At 62.6% G+C, this 13,746-nt stretch carries 14 protein-coding genes; 13 read left to right on the top strand and 1 reads right to left on the bottom strand.

Going from position 1 to position 13,746, the window contains the following annotated elements; translation table 11 throughout:
- Positions 1-5: 5 nt before the first annotated feature.
- The 6 genes from hpaE to hpaI all read left to right on the top strand — a co-directional run bounded on the left by hpaE (position 6) and on the right by hpaI (position 5,996).
- Positions 6-1,466, top strand: coding sequence for a 5-carboxymethyl-2-hydroxymuconate semialdehyde dehydrogenase (hpaE, locus tag HX839_RS20660; protein WP_177067627.1), 1,461 nt, complete (start codon positions 6-8; stop codon positions 1,464-1,466).
- A gap of 148 nt (positions 1,467-1,614) precedes the next feature.
- Positions 1,615-2,472 (top strand): 3,4-dihydroxyphenylacetate 2,3-dioxygenase, encoded by an 858-nt coding sequence (gene hpaD / locus HX839_RS20655; RefSeq protein WP_003209884.1) that lies wholly within the window; start codon positions 1,615-1,617, stop codon positions 2,470-2,472.
- 142 nt (positions 2,473-2,614) lie between these two features.
- Complete coding sequence (locus HX839_RS20650; protein WP_087694947.1) at positions 2,615-3,007, top strand: 5-carboxymethyl-2-hydroxymuconate Delta-isomerase; 393 nt, start codon at positions 2,615-2,617, stop codon at positions 3,005-3,007.
- A gap of 51 nt (positions 3,008-3,058) precedes the next feature.
- Positions 3,059-4,363 carry an MFS transporter gene (locus HX839_RS20645; protein ID WP_008437183.1) on the top strand — a complete coding sequence of 435 codons (1,305 nt, stop codon included), beginning with the start codon at positions 3,059-3,061 and terminating at the stop codon, positions 4,361-4,363.
- A gap of 10 nt (positions 4,364-4,373) precedes the next feature.
- Positions 4,374-5,177: a 2-oxo-hept-4-ene-1,7-dioate hydratase gene (gene hpaH, locus HX839_RS20640; RefSeq protein ID WP_177021252.1), complete on the top strand. Its 804-nt coding sequence runs from the start codon at positions 4,374-4,376 to the stop codon at positions 5,175-5,177.
- Between the two features lie 18 nt (positions 5,178-5,195).
- On the top strand, positions 5,196-5,996 hold the full coding sequence (hpaI, locus tag HX839_RS20635; RefSeq protein ID WP_177021253.1) for a 4-hydroxy-2-oxoheptanedioate aldolase: 801 nt from the start codon (positions 5,196-5,198) through the stop codon (positions 5,994-5,996).
- A gap of 132 nt (positions 5,997-6,128) precedes the next feature.
- Here the strand turns inward: hpaI and hpaR are convergent, their stop codons facing one another.
- Positions 6,129-6,551 carry a homoprotocatechuate degradation operon regulator HpaR gene (gene hpaR, locus HX839_RS20630; protein WP_003209875.1) on the bottom strand — a complete coding sequence of 141 codons (423 nt, stop codon included), beginning with the start codon at positions 6,549-6,551 and terminating at the stop codon, positions 6,129-6,131.
- Between the two features lie 195 nt (positions 6,552-6,746).
- Here hpaR and HX839_RS20625 point away from each other — a divergent pair, with 195 nt between their 5' ends.
- From HX839_RS20625 to HX839_RS31665, 7 genes are all read left to right on the top strand, one after another.
- Entirely contained in the window at positions 6,747-8,045 is a 1,299-nt protein-coding gene (locus tag HX839_RS20625) for an FAD-binding oxidoreductase (protein WP_177021254.1), read from the top strand.
- 145 nt (positions 8,046-8,190) lie between these two features.
- On the top strand, positions 8,191-8,556 hold the full coding sequence (locus tag HX839_RS20620) for a cupin domain-containing protein (RefSeq protein ID WP_003209872.1): 366 nt from the start codon (positions 8,191-8,193) through the stop codon (positions 8,554-8,556).
- Positions 8,557-8,608: 52 nt separating this feature from the next.
- Positions 8,609-9,268, top strand: a complete 660-nt coding sequence (locus tag HX839_RS20615; protein WP_087694951.1) for a LuxR C-terminal-related transcriptional regulator — start codon at positions 8,609-8,611, stop codon at positions 9,266-9,268.
- A gap of 86 nt (positions 9,269-9,354) precedes the next feature.
- Positions 9,355-10,176, top strand: a complete 822-nt coding sequence (locus HX839_RS20610) for a molybdenum cofactor biosynthesis F family protein (protein WP_177021255.1) — start codon at positions 9,355-9,357, stop codon at positions 10,174-10,176.
- On the top strand, positions 10,169-10,969 hold the full coding sequence (locus tag HX839_RS20605) for an SDR family NAD(P)-dependent oxidoreductase (RefSeq protein WP_177021256.1): 801 nt from the start codon (positions 10,169-10,171) through the stop codon (positions 10,967-10,969). Before HX839_RS20610 ends, HX839_RS20605 begins: the two co-directional genes overlap by 8 nt.
- Positions 10,962-11,723, top strand: a complete 762-nt coding sequence (locus HX839_RS20600; RefSeq protein WP_177021257.1) for an SDR family oxidoreductase — start codon at positions 10,962-10,964, stop codon at positions 11,721-11,723. The genes HX839_RS20605 and HX839_RS20600 overlap by 8 nt, the downstream gene beginning before the upstream one ends.
- A 174-nt stretch (positions 11,724-11,897) precedes the next feature.
- A partial coding sequence (locus HX839_RS31665) for a DUF6531 domain-containing protein (RefSeq protein ID WP_256344736.1) occupies positions 11,898-13,746 on the top strand: 1,849 nt, incomplete at its 3' end.

Below are 13,746 nucleotides of genomic sequence, written 5' to 3'. Positions count from 1 at the left end.
GCAATATGATCAAACACTGGATCAACGGCCGTGAGGTCGAAAGCAAAGACACCTTCATCAACTACAACCCGGCCACCGGCGAAGCCATCGGTGAAGTGGCCAGCGGCGGTGCCGAGGAAGTGGCGCAGGCCGTTGCAGCAGCCAAGGAAGCCTTTCCGAAGTGGGCAGGCACACCGGCCAAGGAACGGGCCCGCTTGATGCGCAAGCTCGGTGAGCTGATCGAACAGAACGTGCCGCACCTGGCCGAGCTGGAAACCCTCGACACCGGCCTGCCGATCCACCAGACCAGGAACGTGCTGATTCCACGGGCCTCTCACAACTTCGATTTCTTCGCCGAAGTCTGCACCCGCATGGACGGCCACAGTTACCCGGTGGACGACCAGATGCTCAACTACACGCTTTACCAGCCGGTGGGTGTGTGTGCGTTGGTGTCGCCATGGAACGTGCCGTTCATGACCGCCACCTGGAAGACTGCGCCGTGCCTGGCGCTGGGCAATACCGCGGTGCTGAAGATGTCCGAGCTCTCGCCGCTGACGGCCAATGAACTGGGGCGCCTGGCGGTCGAAGCCGGGCTCCCCAAAGGCGTGCTGAACGTGATCCAGGGCTACGGCGCCACCGCCGGCGATGCGCTGGTGCGCCACCCGGACGTGCGGGCGATTTCCTTCACCGGCGGTACCGCCACCGGCAAGAAAATCATGCAGACCGCCGGGCTGAAAAAGTACTCCATGGAACTGGGCGGCAAGTCGCCGGTGCTGATCTTTGAAGACGCCGACCTGGACCGCGCCCTCGACGCGGCACTGTTCACCATCTTCTCGCTCAACGGTGAACGCTGCACCGCCGGCAGCCGGATCTTCATTCAGGAGAGCGTGTACCCGCAGTTCGTCGCCGATTTTGCCGCCCGCGCCAAACGCCTGATCGTCGGCGACCCACAGGACCCGAAGACCCAGGTCGGCTCGATGATCACCCAGGCCCACTATGACAAGGTCACCGGCTACATCAGGATTGGCCTCGAGGAAGGCGCCACCCTGCTGGCCGGCGGCCTGGAACGCCCGGCCAACCTGCCGGCGCACTTGAGCCGCGGGCAGTTTATCCAGCCGACGGTGTTTGCCGATGTGAACAACAACATGCGCATCGCCCAGGAAGAAATCTTTGGCCCGGTGGTGTGCCTGATCCCGTTCAAGGACGAAGCCGAGGCGCTGGAACTGGCCAACGACACCGAGTACGGCCTGGCGTCCTATATCTGGACCCAGGACATCGGCAAGGCGCATCGTCTGGCCTACGGCATCGAAGCCGGCATGGTGTTCATCAACAGCCAGAACGTGCGGGACTTGCGCCAGCCGTTTGGTGGGGTAAAAGGTTCCGGCACCGGCCGTGAAGGCGGCCAGTACAGCTTCGAAGTGTTTGCCGAGATCAAGAACGTGTGCATTTCCATGGGCAGTCATCACATCCCGCGCTGGGGTGTGTAACCCGGATATAACAACGCTACCTGTAGGAGCGAGCTTGCTCGCGAAGAACCCGCAGGCGCCGCGGGCTAACAGAAGTGCTGCGTTATCGTTGACGTTTTTCGCGAGCAAGCTCGCTCCTACAAAAGAATAAATACTCAGGAGAATGATCATGGGCGAAGTGGTTCTGGCAGCGAAGATCTGCCACGTTCCCTCGATGTACCTGTCGGAACTGCCCGGCAAGCACCACGGTTGCCGCGAAGCAGCCATCGCCGGGCACAAGGAAATCGGGCGGCGCGCCCGTGAACTGGGGGCCGACACCGCGGTGGTGTTCGACGTGCACTGGCTGGTCAACAGCGGCTATCACGTCAACTGCGGCGAGCATTTCAAGGGCACCTACACCAGCAACGAGCTGCCGCACTTCATCAAGAACATGGAGTACGAGTACCCGGGCTGCCCCGAGCTGGGCGAGTTGATCGCCGCCGAGGCCAACCTGGCCGGCGTGCGCACCATGGCCCACAACATCCCGAGCCTGGAGCTGGAATACGGCACCCTGGTGCCGATGCGCTACATGCACATGGGCGTGCCGGACGCGCAGAAGTTCGACGTGATCTCGATTGCCGCGTGGTGCGCCTGGCACCGCCTGGAAGACAGCTTTGCGTTCGGCGCCGCCGTGCGCCGGGCGATCGAGAAAAGCGACCGCAAAGTCCTGGTGCTGGCCTCGGGCTCCCTCTCCCACCGTTTCTCGGACGACCGCGAAGCCGAAGCCAACATCCACAACTGGACCCGTGAATTCGACAAACAGATGGACCTGCACGTGGTGGAGATGTGGAAGCAAGGCCGCTTCAAGGAGTTCTGCGCAATGCTGCCGGACTACGCCGAGCACTGCTTCGGCGAAGGCAAGATGCACGACACCGCGATGCTTCTGGGACTGCTGGGCGGGCCGGACTACAACCAGCCGGCCGAGATCATCACCCAGCCGTTCGGCAGTTCGGGCACCGGGCAGATCAATGCCATTTTCCCTTTATGAGCCTTGGTGAGGATCAAATGTGGGAGCTGGCTTGCCTGCGATGCAGGCACCTCGGTGTATCTGTCGCACCGAGTTGATGCCATCGCAGGCAAGCCAGCTCCTACAAGGAATTCGCTGCACCTCACCCCAAGAGGAGATACACATGCCGCACTTCATCGCCGAATACACCGACAACATCGAGCAGCAGGCCAACCTGCCGGCCCTGTTCGAGCAGGTTCACGCCGTGCTGGGGGACAGCGGCGTGTTTCCCCTGGGGGGCATCCGCAGTCGCGGAGTGCGCCTGGACACCTGGCGCATGGCCGACGGCAAGCATGACTACGCCTTCGTCCACATGACCCTCAAGGTCGGCCACGGGCGCGACCTGGAAACCCGCAAGGCGGTGGCCGAAGCCCTGTTCAAGGTCATCACCGAGCACTTCGCCGAGCTGCAATCCCAGCGGCTGCTGGCGTTGTCGTTCGAGATGATCGAGCTGCACCCCGAGCTGAATTTCAAGCAGAACAACGTGCACGCATTCCTGAAGAACCAGGCGGGCTGAGCACAGCCCACCTTTCCGCCCATGGCCACTCAAACAAAAAAGAACAACATCATGAGCACAGCCAATACCGCCGACAGCACCACCCTGATCGAACATCAGCGCACCCACAGCATCGTCACCTGGCGACTGATGCCGTTGCTGCTGATCTGCTACCTGTTTGCCCACCTGGACCGCATCAACATCGGCTTCGCCAAGATGCAGATGAGCACCGACCTGCACTTCAGCGACACGGTGTATGGCCTCGGTGCCGGCCTGTTTTTCATCGCCTACGCGCTGTTCGGCGTACCCAGCAACATGGCCCTGGACCGGGTCGGCCCACGGCGCTGGATCGCCTGCCTGATGGTGGTGTGGGGCGTGCTCTCCACCAGCATGCTGTGGATCGAAAGCTCCACGGGCTTCTACGTGCTGCGCTTTCTGCTGGGGGTGGCCGAAGCCGGCTTCTTCCCGGGGATCCTGGTGTTCCTCAACCGCTGGTACCCGGCCCGCCGCCGCGCGCAAGTCACCGCGCTGTTTGCGATTGCCGTGCCCATGGCCGGTGTGATTGGTGGCCCGTTGTCCGGTGCGATCCTGGAGAACTTCCATGATTTCGGCGGGCTGCGGGGCTGGCAGTGGATGTTCCTGATCGAAGGCGCCCCGGTGGTGCTGCTCGGCCTGGTCGTCCTGAAATACCTGCCCGACAGCTTCGAAACCGTGAAGTGGCTGGAGCCCGCGCAAAAGCAACAACTGCGCGAGCAACTGAGCACTGAAGAACAGCGCAAATCCATCACCTCCTTCGGCGGCATCCTGCGTGACCCGCAGGTGTGGCTGCTGGTGGCGGTGTACTTCGCGGTGATGCTGGCGGTGAACACCCTGGCGTTCTGGATGCCCACCCTGATCCACGGCGCCGGCATCGGCCGCGACAGCCAGGTCGGCTTGCTGAGCGCCGTACCGTATCTGGCCGGGTGCTTCTTCATGATCGGCTGCGGGCGCTCGTCCGACCGCAACCGCGAACGCCGCTGGCACCTGTGCGTGCCGTTGCTGATGTCGGCCATCGGTATTGCGGTGGCCGGGCTCTCGCCCACCAACCCGACCCTGGTGCTGGGCGGCCTGATCCTCGCCGGCATGGGCGCCAGCGCTGCGCTGCCGATGTTCTGGCAATTGCCGCCGGCGTTCCTGTCCAACAGCACCCAGGCGGCCGGCATCGCGCTGATCAGCTCGTTCGGCAGCATCGCTTCGTTCCTCGCGCCCTACCTGATCGGCTGGATGCGCGACACCACCCAAAGCGCGAGCCTGGCCCTGTACGTGCTGGCGCTGCTTATCGCCCTCGGCGGCCTGCTGGTGCTGCGCACCCATGCGGCCATCGTCAATCCCCAGTAGAGATTTTGTCATGCTTGATCAAGCCCTTATTCAGCAAGCCGCCGCCCGCCTCGACCAGGCCGAGCGCTCCCGTGAACAGGTGCGCCAGTTTTCCATGGAGCATCCGAACATCACGATTGAAGACGCCTACGCCATCCAGCGCGCCTGGGTGGCCCGGAAAATCAAGGACGGGCGCAAGCTGGTCGGACACAAGATCGGCCTGACGTCGCGGGCGATGCAGGTGTCGTCGAACATCACCGAGCCGGATTACGGCGCCCTGCTCGATGACATGTTCTTCGACGAAGGCACCGACATCCCTTTCGAGCGCTTCATCGTGCCAAGGGTCGAAGTGGAACTGGCGTTCATCCTCGGCAAGCCGCTGAAGGGCCCGAACTGCACGATTTTCGATGTGCTCGATGCCACTGAATGGGTGATCCCGGCGCTGGAAATCATCGACGCCCGCATCCAGCAGATCGACCCGCACACCAACGCCACCCGCAAGGTGTTCGACACCATTTCCGACAACGCCGCCAACGCCGGCGTGGTGATGGGCGGCCGCGCCGTACGCCCCACCGAGATCGACCTGCGCAAGGTGCCCGCTGTGCTGTACCGCAACGGGGTGATCGAGGAGTCCGGGGTGTCGGCTGCCGTGCTCAACCACCCGGCCAAGGGCGTGGCGTGGCTGGCGAACAAACTGGCGCCGTACGACGTCACCTTGCAACCCGGCCAGATCATCCTCGGCGGCTCGTTTACCCGCCCGGTAGCGGCGAATCCAGGCGATACCTTCCATGTCGACTACGACATGCTCGGTTCCATCTCCTGCCGCTTTGTCTGAATACTGGAGGACCGTTTCATGGACATGCCCATCAACCGCTTCAAGCAGCGCCTGCAACGTGGCGAAACCCAGATCGGCCTGTGGCTCGGTTTGGCCGACGCTTATTGCGCCGAACTGGCCGCGAATGCCGGGTTCGACTGGCTACTGATCGACGGCGAGCACGCACCCAATGACCTGCGCGGCATGCTCGGCCAACTGCAGGCTGTCGCGCCTTATGACAGCCAACCGGTGATTCGCCCGGTGATCGGCGATACGGCGTTGATCAAGCAGGCTCTGGATATCGGCGTGCAGACGCTGTTGGTGCCGATGGTGGAGACGGCTGACCAGGCACGGCAGCTGGTGCGGGCGATGCGTTATCCACCGGGTGGTGTACGGGGCGTGGGCAGCGCGCTGGCGCGGGCGTCGCGCTGGAACAGGATTCCCGGTTACCTGGATGAGGCCGATGCACAGATGTGCCTGCTGGTGCAGATCGAGAACCGTGAAGGCCTGGACAACCTGGACGCGATTGCGGCGGTTGATGGCGTGGATGGGGTGTTTATCGGGCCGGCGGACTTGAGTGCGGCCATGGGGCATCGGGGGAATCCCGGGCACCCCGAGGTGCAGGCGGCGATTGAGGACGCCATCGTACGGATTCAAAAAGCCGGCAAGGCGGCGGGGATCTTGAGTGCGGATGAGAAACTGGCGCGGCGGTATATCGAGTTGGGGGCGGCGTTTGTGGCGGTGGGGGTGGATACGACCGTGTTGATGCGCGGGTTGCAGGGGTTGGCGGCGAAATTCAAAGACACTGCGGCACCAGCCACTACCGGCGGCGTGTACTGACGCTCTGAAACCACAAAGATCCAAAATGTGGGAGCGGGCTTGCTCGCGAAAGCGGTGTATCAGTGCCAGGTTTGTTGGCTGACCCACCGCATTCGCGAGCAAGCCAGCTCCCACATTTGGATCGGCGGTGTGTCAGCGCTTGATAGTCTTCAACTCATCCAGCAACCCCAGCAACACCTGCAACTTCTCCTCCCCGAACTGCTCCTGCAACCGCTGATAATTCTCCTCCATGCACTGGCTCATCGACTCGAAACTGGCCTTGCCCTTCTCCGCCAGCGTCACCAGCACCCGCCGCTGATCCTGCTCGGCCTTGCGCCGGTGCACCATCCCCGCCGCCTCCATGCGCACCAGCACGCCGGTCATGCTCGGCTTGAGAATGCACGCCAGTTCCGCCAGTTGGTAAATCTCCAGCTCATCATGCTGGCTGAGAATTCGAATAACCCGCCATTGCTGCTCGGTCAGCCCATGCTCATTCAGCGAGGGCCGGAAAAAACTCATGGCCGCTTCACGGGCCTGAAGCAAGGTCAGGGTCAGGGATTGTCTGGGTTTCAACATAGGCTCAGGGTCACGATAGATTTAGTTAATGTTTTAACGAAACTCTAACACTCTCCTCCCCACCTCACGCTATAACTTGTGAAGCCGGCGAAGGCTCTGGCGCGCAGGATCAAAACCGGCGGCACACAGAATCAAGACATCCAGCGCGCCAACGGCCTTAATACACTCATTAGCTCTTCACTGTCAGGCAGCGCAATGATCAATATCGAAACGCCGACCTATTACACGGCGACCAAGAAATACAACCTCAGCTTCCCCACCCTGGAGCAGGACGTGGAAGCCGACGTGGTGATCATCGGTGGCGGCTTTTCCGGGATCAACACCGCCCTGGAGCTCGCCGAAAAAGGCATCACCAACATCGTCGTGCTGGAAGCGCGTTACCTGGGTTTTGGCGGTACCGGGCGCAACGGTGGGCAGATCATGGCCGGCATCGGCCACGACCTGGAAAAGATCAAGAAGGACGTGGGTGAAGACGGCCTGCGCCAGATCTTCGAGATCAGCGACCTGGGCGCCGACATCATCAAGAACCGCATCGCCAAGTACGACATCGATGCCGACTTCTGCCACGGCTATGGCTACATGGGCTTCAACGCCCGCCAGGAAAAGACCCTGCGCGCCTGGGAGAAAGACTTCAAATCCATCAACACCCAACACGAGATCCGCTTTCTTGGCGGCTCCGACGTCAAGCAGATCATCGGCTCCGACGCCTACAGCAGCGCCCTGCTGCACATGGGCGGCGGGCATGTGCACTCGTTGAACCTGCTGCTGGGCGAAGCCAAGGCCCTGGCCGGCCACGGCGTGCGGATTTTCGAGAACAGCCCGGCGCTGGAAGTCAGTTATGGCGAGCGCATCACCGTGCGCACCGGCCGCGGTTCGGTCAAGGCCAGCAAGCTGCTGTGGGCCTGCGACAGTTTCCTCAACAAGCTGGAGCCGGAACTGCACCGCTCGACCATCAACACCTACGCGTTCCAGATGATGACCGAGCCGTTGCCAGAAGAGCTGATCAACCGTATCAGCCCGATTCGCGGGGCCTACAGCGACATTCGCCCGGTGATCGACTACTACCGCGTCACCAACGAAAACCGCCTGCTGTTCGGCGCCGCCACGCCTTTGGTGGAGCACATTCCCGGCGATTTGAAAGCCTGGAACCGCAACCTGATGCTGAAGATTTTCCCGTACCTCAAGGACGTGAAGATCGACCTGGCCTGGGGCGGCCCGATGGCCTGCAGCCCGAACCTGTTCCCGCAGGTCGGCACCTTGCCCGGGCGCAGCAACGCGTTCTACGTGCAGGGCTATTCGGGCTTCGGCGTGACCCCAAGCCACATCATCTGCAAGGTGCTGGCCGAAGGCATGAGCGAAGGCTCGGCGCGGTATGACCTGGTCAGCTCGATCCATCGCCCGACCATCATCGGCAAGGACGCGATCCGCCCGCTGCTGCTTACCGCCGGCAAATCCTGGCACCAGCTCTCCGGTTACTGGAACGGCCGCCGCTGACAAACACCTGTAGGAGCGAGCTTGCTCGCGAAAAACCCAAGGGCGCCGCGTTAATCCAGGACGCCAACGTCATCGTTGACGACCTTCGCGAGCAAGCTCGCTCCTACAGTTGGTCACTAATTTTTTCTCATCAGGAGCAACTGCCATGACCCTCGTTACCCTCAAGAAAGACATCCAGCTATCCGAACTCGACGCCTGGGGCACCGTCGCCGACCTCGGTTCCACCATCCTCGAAGGCGAAGTCCGGGCCTTCGGCAAAATGACCTTCGGTGCCCCCACCGACCCGGTCAGCAGCGCCTATTTCGGCACCACCCAGGGCAAGTTCCGCATGGTCTACCCGTTTGCCGAACAGGCCACCGTGGTCACCGGCGAAGTGGTGCTCACCGACGAATCCACCGGCCAGAGCACCCGCTACAAGGCCGGTGACAGCTGGTTCGTGACCAAGGGCACCCCGGTGCTGTGGGAAGTGGTCAGCGAAAGTTTCGTCAAACACTACTTCGCCGTGGTGTGATAGCCCCGGCTGCCGGCACCCGTCGGCAGCCTTTTGGCGCAGGTGCCCACCCATGCACGCTCTCCCCGCCCACGAAGTCGCCGGCCAGTGCCTGCAGGCTTTCACCCGCTTGATTCCGGTCAGCCAGGCCGCGTTCTATTGCGTCGACCGCCAGCTGCAAGCCCGGGATTTCCAGTTGCACGGCATGAGCGGCGAAATGCACCGCGACTACCTCGACAACTACCGCCAATTCGACCCGTTGCAACCGCGCAACTGCCTGTCCAGTGGCCTGGCGGTGGTAACGCTGGACGTTGCCATGGCCCGCCAGCCGGCGCGGGATACCCGGCGCTATGGGGATTTTCTGCGGCGCTATGGCGTGGTCGATGTGGTGGAGATTTTCGCCCAGCGCGCCGGCCAGCCCCAGGCGGCGATTTCGCTGTTGCGCACCGCCGACCAGGGCGCTTTCACCGGCGAGCAACTGGCCCAACTGAACGCCCTGCAAACCTTGCTGCAACTGGCGGTGGCCAACATGCAGCCCACTGAAGATGCATTGGCCGGTCTCACACCCAAGGAGCGCCAGATCGCCCTGCTGTTGCGCCAGGGCGCCAGCAATAAACAGCTGGCCCAGGAGCTGGACGTCGGCCTGCCCACCATCAAGACCCACCTGATCAACCTGTTTCGCAAGACCGGCGTCAGCAGTCGCACGGAGCTGGTGGGCAGCCTGTTCCTGTAGTTCGCCTCAACCATTCGGTTGATACCAGGGCCTGCTCCCGGGCGCGATGATTCGTGGTGTTCACCCACCCAACCGGAGCATCGCAAATGACCCCCCCTTCTGACTGGATCACCGTGGGCGCCCTGGCCGACGGCTTCGCCCCAGAGGCATTTATCCTGCCGAACCTGGCCGACCTGAGCGGCAAGGCCTTCACGCTGCACTTCGCCAATGGCTGGCAGATCGAGCACCGGTTCGAGCGCGACAGCCTGTCCTGGGTCGCGGCCGACGGTCACTCCAGCGGCAGCGCAACCTACCGCGCGACCTCGGTGCGCCCCGGCCTGTACCTGGTGGATTTCATCAAGCGCGAAGGCACGCAGGCCTGGTCGGTCAGCCTGGTGCTCGACACCGCCAGCGCTTCGTTCACCGCTGTGCTCGGGCGCATGCCCACCCAGGAACAAACCCGCGAAGGCCTCTACAGCCTCGCCCTTGCCGGCAAGCCGCTGACCTCGGTGGAAGTGGAGTTTCTCCACGGCAGCCTCGACCGCCCGTGGCAGCCAGGCCAATGCCCCCACGCACCAACCACCGACCTGATCGGCCTGCGCAACCAGTATCGCTACAGCCCGAGCGAGGTCTACGAGCACATCTACCTCAACCACCAGTTCTACGCCTGGCAATGCCTCAAGGGTGTCGAGCAAGGCCTGTGCGACACCGACCGCTGCGATTACTACAAGATCGCCGACCAGCTCTACCTGTTCGTCTGGCGCGAAAAAATCATCCCCACCCTCGGCCTGGTGCTGATCGACCTGCAGCAACACCGCAGCGACGGCAAGATCTTCGGCTATGCCGACGCCTCCTTCGATGAGCTATCGAACTTTCCCATCAGTTCCTACTGCCAGGTGCTCAATCGCACGGAGCATCCTGATGACTGAGCCGCGCACGATCGTGATCACCGGGGCCGGCACGGGCATCGGTGCTGCGTGCGCCCGGCTGTACGCCGCCGAGGGTGCGCAGTTGGTACTGATCGGCCGTCGTTGCGAGCCGCTGGAGCAGGTCGCGCGGGAAACCGGGGGGTTGGTGTTGGTGGGTGATGCGGCCTGCCCGCAGACCTGGGAGGGTTTTATTGCGCAGATTCGTCAGCGCTTCGGCCGGATCGACGTGCTGCTGGCCTGTGCGGGCGGCCATGGCGTGGGCAGCGCCACCGACACCAGCCCGCAGACCTGGGAAGCGGCGCTGCGCAGCAACCTCGACAGCGCCTTCTACAGTGCGCGGGCGTGCTTGCCGCTGCTGCTGGAAAGTGGCGGGAACATCGTGCTGATGGGTTCGATTGCCTCACTGGCTGCCGGGCCCGAGGTGTGCGGCTACACCACGGCCAAGCATGCCTTGCTCGGGCTCAATCGCTCGCTGGCCCGGGATTACGGCCCGCGCGGGGTGCGGGTGAACGCGGTGTGCCCCGGCTGGGTGCGCACGCCGATGGCGGATGAGGAAATGCAGCCGTTGATGGATTTCCATGGCGAGACGCTGCAGCACGCCTATGACCGGGTGTGCGCCGATGTGCCGTTGCGCCGGCCGGCCAGCGCTGAAGAAATCGCCAGGGTGTGCCGCTTCCTGGCATCCAGTGACGCGTCGATCATTACGGGTGCGACGCTGGTGGCGGACGGGGGCTCAAGCATCGTCGATGTGCCGACGCTGGCCTATGCGCGTATGGAGCAGCGTCATGAATGAAGACCTGGATTTCACTGGTCGCAACGTATTGGTAACGGGTGGCGCCCAGGGTATTGGTCGGGCCATCGTCGAAGCGTTTGCCCTGCGGGGCGCGCGGGTGATGATCGCCGACCTGCAACTGGCAGAGGCGCTCGCGCTGGAGCTGTGCGGGCGCGGCTGCCAGGTGGAAGCGGTGACGGTGGATCTGGCGGATGCGGCTGCGGTTTTCGAGCTGATTGCGGGGGTGGAACACGACTGGGGGCGGCTGGATATTCTGGTGCATAACGCCGGGTATTTTCCGCTGACGCCCTTTGCCGAGATCACTCCGGCGATGCTCGGCCGTACCTTGGCGGTCAACCTCTCGGCGTTGTTCTGGCTGACCCAGGCGGCGCTGCCGATGTTCCGCCGTCAGGGTCGGGGCTGCGTGCTGGTTACGTCGTCTGTCACGGGGCCGCGGGTTGCGTTTCCGGGGTTGAGTCACTATGCGGCGTCGAAGGCCGGGGTCAACGGGTTCATTCGCAATGCGGCGCTGGAAATGGCCGGTTTGAATGTGCGAGTCAACGGTGTGGAGCCCGGCATGATCGCAACCCCGGCCATGGGCAACCTGGGGGATGACCAGGTAAATGCACAGATCGCCAGCCGGGTACCGCTGGGACGGCTGGGCGCACCGTCGGATATTGCCGGGGCAATGCTGTTCCTGGCATCGGACCTGGCGGGCTATATCACTGGGCAGACGCTGGTGGTGGATGGCGGCTCGACCTTGCCGGAGGTTTAACGAAACGTCCTACCGAACTGCCGGATAACCTCTACTCCCCTGCCCTGAGAACCTCTGCAAAGTCCCTCGCCTGATCACACAGCGCGAGGGAACGCCGATGTTTTTTTCGATTAATGCCCTGCCCGATGGGGCTGCCTCTTGAATCCCGCCATAGGCTTTCTGGTCGTGGCGGCGATGGACCCGAAGACGCGCGACGTCGATGGGGTTCTTAACGACTTCACACATTGCCTGAACACCTACGACGCGTGGGCCGAGAGCTTCTGGAGCTTTTCGGCACTGGATGTCGAGCAGGTGTTCAAGGTCGGCGACGAGGTTTCGCTGGTCGCGCCCATCACCCGTTCCCTGTATCCCGCCAGCACCGTCGCGACCTGCAAGGCTAATGCGTCGTTGACCCTGGTGCACATGTTCCAGAGCACACGGTTCGTGCCCATCGGCAATACGCCGGTGATGCTGCAGGAAGTCGCGCAAGACGGTGGTCCCCTCGGCGATCCCATCCATAAGACCATCGGCCCCAGCGGCATTCTCGAAGTCACCGAGTGCACCGTCGACCGGCAGTATCGAGTCAGCTTTTACCCCAACGTTTCCAGGGATCACATCAAGGCACTGTATGCCTCCTATCAGTCCGAGATCAGCTCGCTGGAAGGCAACTTGCGCGGTCAGTGGACGAGCACGTTCAAGCCGATATGGGAGAGCTATGCCAAGGCGGGTTATGGCGAGCGCTACACCTCGCTGCAACTGGCTTATGCGCGGGGCTTTGAAAACGTGCTTTACGGCCTCTGGGACGGTATTGCGCAGCTGTACCAGTGGTTGGCAGACATCAAGCCCAACAGCGAAAAGCTCCTGCAGTACCTCTCCCAAGCCGAGCTTGGAGCGCTCCTGACGCTCAGTCATGAGGCGATTGCCAAAGGATTGTTGATTCTCAGCGACGAGCCGCTGCTGTTCATCTACCTGTCCGCAATGGTCAGTTGGATGCGCATGCTGCCGCCGCACTACATGCTTGAGTTGCTCGGGGAAATCACCACCGAGGTGTTGCTCAACCTGCTGTTGCTGTGGGCTACCGGCGGTATGGGTGTGGCGGTACGGCTGGGCGCGCAGGTGCTGGGCAAGGTCAGGTCCGAGCGGGCACGGGAGTGGTTGGAGCAGATTGCCAAGTTGGGCGGTACGGCCCCGTTGGATAGGCATGCGGAGGTGCTTAAGCCGTTATCGCTTCAGAGTCAGGCAGTACCGGTCAAGGCTGCGGCGGTGCCATTGAAGGCTGGCGTGGACGAGATTTCCAACCCGGCACCGATGGTGCGGGAACCTAAGACGGCACGCACGGCGCTGGTGAAGCAGGAGCCTGTGGATGATGTGCCTGCTTCGGCGAAAAATCCCAATGGGGATGCTTCGGTCTGTTCGGCGAATACCTGTACCAATGGCTGCCCGGTTTCGATGGTTACTGGTGAGGAACTGCTGACCCTCACAGACGGCTCGTTGGAGGGTGTCCTGCCATTTGCCTGGACGCGGTTGTATCGCAGCAGTGCCGTGGAAGTGGATTGCGGGTTGGGGTTTGGCTGGAGTCATGCGCTGGCGCAGCGCTTGGTGGTGAGCGGCGAATCGGTGGTGTGGACCGATCACGAAAACCGCAGCACTACCTTTCCCCTGCCCTCTGCTGCACGGCCGGCGATCACCAATAGCCTGGCGGAAGCGGCGATTTATCGGGGTGCTTTGCCGGATGAATGGGTGCTGGCTCAGGCGTCGCTTTTCTACCACTTCCGTGACGGTGTGCTGACGGCGATCAGCGATGCTTATGACAACCGACTGCGCATTGCTCGCGATTATTCCGGGCGGATTCATCGGATCGATAACCATGTTGGCCAGGGATTGCTGCTGCGTTATGAGCGCGGCCATATCGTTGCCGTCGACTATCAGGTGCAGCGGGAGCCGGGCTGGGTTACCGAACATAACGTTGTTTCCTACAGGTATGACGACGCTTGGCGATTGATTGAAGCGACCAACGCGGTAGGCGAAAGCGAGCGTTATCGGT

It is taken from the genome of Pseudomonas sp. I8001, assembly GCF_013385345.1.
GTDB lineage: Bacteria > Pseudomonadota > Gammaproteobacteria > Pseudomonadales > Pseudomonadaceae > Aquipseudomonas.
Note: the sequence above shows the minus strand (reverse complement) of the source record. Positions and strands in the feature narration are given on the sequence as shown.

Bases quoted from the DNA above. Each gene is read 5' to 3' on its own strand.
- hpaD (WP_003209884.1), top strand. From the start codon at position 1,615: ATGGGCGAAGTGGTTCTGGCAGCGAAGATCTGCCACGTTCCCTCGATG.
- HX839_RS20610 (WP_177021255.1), top strand. From the start codon at position 9,355: ATGACCCCCCCTTCTGACTGGATCACCGTGGGCGCCCTGGCCGACGGC.
- HX839_RS20615 (WP_087694951.1), top strand. From the start codon at position 8,609: ATGCACGCTCTCCCCGCCCACGAAGTCGCCGGCCAGTGCCTGCAGGCT.
- HX839_RS20620 (WP_003209872.1), top strand. From the start codon at position 8,191: ATGACCCTCGTTACCCTCAAGAAAGACATCCAGCTATCCGAACTCGAC.
- hpaR (WP_003209875.1), bottom strand. From the start codon at position 6,551: ATGTTGAAACCCAGACAATCCCTGACCCTGACCTTGCTTCAGGCCCGT.
- hpaE (WP_177067627.1), top strand. From the start codon at position 6: ATGATCAAACACTGGATCAACGGCCGTGAGGTCGAAAGCAAAGACACC.
- hpaI (WP_177021253.1), top strand. From the start codon at position 5,196: ATGGACATGCCCATCAACCGCTTCAAGCAGCGCCTGCAACGTGGCGAA.
- HX839_RS20650 (WP_087694947.1), top strand. From the start codon at position 2,615: ATGCCGCACTTCATCGCCGAATACACCGACAACATCGAGCAGCAGGCC.
- HX839_RS20600 (WP_177021257.1), top strand. From the start codon at position 10,962: ATGAATGAAGACCTGGATTTCACTGGTCGCAACGTATTGGTAACGGGT.
- hpaH (WP_177021252.1), top strand. From the start codon at position 4,374: ATGCTTGATCAAGCCCTTATTCAGCAAGCCGCCGCCCGCCTCGACCAG.
- HX839_RS20625 (WP_177021254.1), top strand. From the start codon at position 6,747: ATGATCAATATCGAAACGCCGACCTATTACACGGCGACCAAGAAATAC.
- HX839_RS20645 (WP_008437183.1), top strand. From the start codon at position 3,059: ATGAGCACAGCCAATACCGCCGACAGCACCACCCTGATCGAACATCAG.
- HX839_RS20605 (WP_177021256.1), top strand. From the start codon at position 10,169: ATGACTGAGCCGCGCACGATCGTGATCACCGGGGCCGGCACGGGCATC.